General features: G+C 56.1%; 2 protein-coding genes, 1 tRNA gene and 2 pseudogenes. 2 read left to right on the plus strand and 3 right to left on the minus strand.

Going from position 1 to position 3,645, the window contains the following annotated elements:
• Positions 1 to 11 precede the first annotated feature (11 nt).
• Positions 12 to 87: transfer RNA gene (locus tag VBE63_RS26045), tRNA-Thr, on the plus strand.
• A 76-nt stretch (positions 88 to 163) separates the two neighbouring features.
• On the opposite strand, the pseudogene tnpA reads toward VBE63_RS26045, so the two are convergent.
• Positions 164 to 589, minus strand: a pseudogene (gene tnpA, locus VBE63_RS26050) (IS200/IS605 family transposase); the annotation flags it as partial.
• A gap of 81 nt (positions 590 to 670) precedes the next feature.
• Between tnpA and VBE63_RS26055 the strand changes: the two are divergent.
• A complete protein-coding gene (locus VBE63_RS26055; RefSeq protein WP_323685912.1) occupies positions 671 to 2,011 on the plus strand; it encodes an IS4 family transposase in 1,341 nt (446 codons plus the stop codon).
• Positions 2,012 to 2,130: 119 nt separating this feature from the next.
• Here the strand turns inward: VBE63_RS26055 and VBE63_RS31635 are convergent.
• Positions 2,131 to 2,654 (minus strand): annotated as a pseudogene (locus VBE63_RS31635) (IS630 family transposase).
• Between the two features lie 163 nt (positions 2,655 to 2,817).
• A partial coding sequence (locus VBE63_RS26060) for a reverse transcriptase domain-containing protein (protein ID WP_323685913.1) occupies positions 2,818 to 3,645 on the minus strand: 828 nt, incomplete at its 5' end.

Consider the following 3,645-nt stretch of genomic DNA (forward strand, 5'->3'; position numbering starts at 1 on the left):
CCCTTCCTCTCGCCGATGTAGCTCAGGTGGTAGAGCAACTGATTCGTAATCAGTAGGTCAGCGGTTCGAATCCGCTCATCGGCTCCAACTCAACAACCACCAGCTAAAGCTGGTGGGTTGGATTTACGGACTGAAAGTCCGGATACGGGTCAAATAGACCCGTTTAGGGTGTCTCTGTCCGGAAATTGTCCTCTGCCCGTGGCTCGAAGTGATGCTCAAGATAATGCTTGATCATCTCGTCTGTCACCTCGCCGGAGGTCACACAAAAGTAGCCACGTGCCCAAAAATGCCGACCCCAGTAGCGCTTTTTTAGCGCCGGAAATGTCTCAAAGAGCTTTGTCGATGTGCGCCCTTTAATTCGCCTCATGATTTCACTCGGAGCCATATTTGGCGGCGCAGAGACCAGAATATGGATGTGGTCTTTGCTCACGACGCCCTTGAGAATCTCGATCTCAAACGCCTCACAGGTTTGGCGGATCAATTCGCGCGCTTTCAGGGCAACGTCTCCTTTTAGAACGTGATAGCGATATTTCGTGACAAACACAAAATGATACTGAATCTTGAAAACCGTATGGCTACCGTAACGATACCAATGTCATGAACTTAAGGCTTAACAATCTGATTTTGTTAAGATCTTAACTCCCTAATCAAACCAGGAGTCAACGTCTCGATGAAGCGTACGAACGACGTCACACTGAGCACCGAGGAAGCACAGCATGTATCCTGCATGACTTCCGTGTATGAGCAGCTCAGGCAGGCGTTGTTCTCGCCGGCGTGGATCGAGCGTTTTCGCCTCAACGAGAAGGCGTTCACCCGAACGCGTGATTTGCCGTTCCATCGTCTCGTGACGTGGCTGCTGAATCTGCGTAAAGGCAGCACCGAGCAGGAGCTCGAGGGCTTCTTTGCGACCCTTGAAGAGCAACCCGAGGCCTCGGCCACGCCCACGCCAACGGCCGTCTGCAAGGCGCGCAAACGCCTGTCGGCGAAGGTGTTTGCGGCCTTGAACCGTCAAGCCATCGAGACCTTCCGCGCAGGCTGTGCGACGCCGCTGTGGCATGGCTTTCGACTGCGCGCCGTCGACGGCACGACACTGCGCTTGCCCAACACGCCCGCGCTTGAGCGCGCTTTCGGCGCCCAGCCCAGTGGCCCGATGCTCGCCCGCGCCTCCATGCTCTATGACCTCGGCCATGAGCTGGTCGCCGACTTCCAACTGGCCGCCTACTGTGTCAGTGAGCGCGAGCTGGCGATCGCCCATCTCGAGGCCGCCCACCCCGAGGATCTCCTCCTCTACGACCGCGGCTATCCGGCATTCTGGCTGATGGTGATGCACCTGCAGCGCGGCGTTGAGTTCTGCATGCGCCTCCCGCGTGAGCATTTCAGCGCCGCTGAACCCTTCTGGAACAGCGACGCCACCAGCACCCTCATCACCTTGACGCCCTCCGCCGAGCAGGCGCGTGACTGCCGCCAACAGGGGCTGCCCACCGACCCCATTCGCGTACGCCTCGTGCGGGTGCGCCTGCCCGAGGGCGAGACCGAGGTGCTGGCCACCTCGGTCCTGGAGGAGGAGCGCTTGCCCGCACGGCTGTTCAAGGCGCTCTATCATCGCCGCTGGGGAGCCGAGGAGAGCGACAAACGCCAAAAGCGCTGGGTGGAAATCGAAAACGTCTCCGGGCGCTCGGTGCTCGCCGTGCAGCAAGACGTCCACGCCAAGATCCTCGCCTTGAACCTCGCGAGCATGGTGCGCGTCATCGCCCAGCTCATCGCCTCACGTGGCTATGCCGCCCGCAAGCACCGCTATCAGGTGCGCTGGACCAGTACGCTCTCGGCCATGAAAAACACCCTCGTGCGCTTGCTGATTGGTACGCTGCAGGCGCCGACAAATATCCTCACAGCGTTGATCGGCAAGCTTTCAAAGGCCGTCGATGCGGTGCGTCCAGACCGCCAGTTCCCACGCAAAAACCCCGGCAAACTCAAGGTCGGATTCCATAACGCCTACCGTCGCACCGCTTAAGTTCATGGCATTGGTAGCGATACTCCATCTCTAACAACCCTTGAAAAAGGCTTCAAAGATAAATCTGACCGCCTAAAGGCGGTGGTTTTATAGCCTTTGAATAAGATATCCAGACATTCTTATTCAGCAGCATATTGTGTTTCAGGGAGATGGAAAAACGATATTATGCGTTCCGCATTAGATTTCAAAGATTCCAACGCAGAATTTAAGCGCTCTCTTAAGTTGCTTTTGCTTTTTATTGGCTCTCGCCCAAGCTGTTTATCCTTAATCTCCTCCCAAACATGTTCGTCTGGATTTAATTCCGGGCTATAAGCTGGCAGATAAAAAGACGAATTTGCTCGCGGTGTTGCCAAACAAAAATCCGGTCTTTCCGAGAAATATGGAAAGAGGCTCGATCGACTATCAAAAAGATTACTCGATCATGCTGCTCAATAATTTCCTCTAGAAACTGGATAAGTTTATCTGAATCAATATTGTCTTCAGTGACATAATAGTAAAAAACTCCTTTTGCTGTAACCACGGAGAGAATATTTAGCCGGCCACGTTTGCCTGTGACATAAACATTTGGTCGAACACCACGTTCGCCCCACGTTTTACCCGAGTGATCTCGAAGATCAACAGATGCTTCATCTTGAAAACCGATATCGGAGAGTAAGCCGGGAACTTGTCCGCGTTTAGGTCAAGGTTTGTTTTCTCAGTTTCCGCCTGGTTTCCCGGCGGTGCCACACTATTTTGACCATGCGCAGCTTCATTACCCGGCTCCTCGCAGAACCGGACTTGGAGTGTTACACCATCCGGCTCCCAGCCTAAGTCATCCAGCAAGGGACGGGGTAGAGGTGATGGACGATCCGCGGGGTCGGGAGCTGCGGGGCGATCCTTGCAAAGAAGCGCGCCCACGTCAGCGAGCGGCGCTGGCTGCGTCGATTGAGCCATCGGAAAAGCAGCCCCCTGGCCACATAGCAGTAGGCGTTGAGTCCGCGGCTGTTGCCGCTGACACCGTCGTATTGGATATGCCCGCGTAAGTGGCGTTGGAGAAACGTCAGCATGGCCTCGGCACCCTGGGTACGCATTCTGCGCAGGCGCTCGTTCAGATCCTTGAGCTTCTTGCGCATCCGCTTGCGATCGGTCTTGCGACCGACCACAAACCGCCCGCGTCGACTACGACCCACGTAGTGGGTGAAGCCGAGAAAGCTGAAGCTGCGCTGTTCGCCGACCTCCTGTCGCGCGCGCCCCAGTTGCTGACTGCCAAAAGGCAGCAGCGCGGTCTTGCTCGGTTCAACCTCCAGGTCAAACTCGGCCAGCCTCTGCGTCATTGCCGTGAGGAAGGCCCGTGCATCGGCTTCGTGCTCGAAGCAGGCCACATCGTCGTCGGCGTAGCGAATCAGGTAGGCTTTGCCCGTGCAGTGCCTAGCAAAGCGTTTCTCGAACCAGAGGTCGAGGACGTAGTGCAGGTAAATATTACTGAGTACGGGCGAGACCAGGCCCCCTTGCGGGGCACCTTCAACGCTCGCACTGAACACGCCGTCTTCCATGATGCCGGCCTTCAGGAACCGTCGTATGATCCGTAACAGGTTCGGATCACCGATGCGGTGCTCCAAGAAACGCATGAGGTGCGCGTGTGAGAGATGATCAAA

The organism is Lamprobacter sp. (genome assembly GCF_034860625.1).
Taxonomy (GTDB): Bacteria; Pseudomonadota; Gammaproteobacteria; order Chromatiales; family Chromatiaceae; genus Lamprobacter.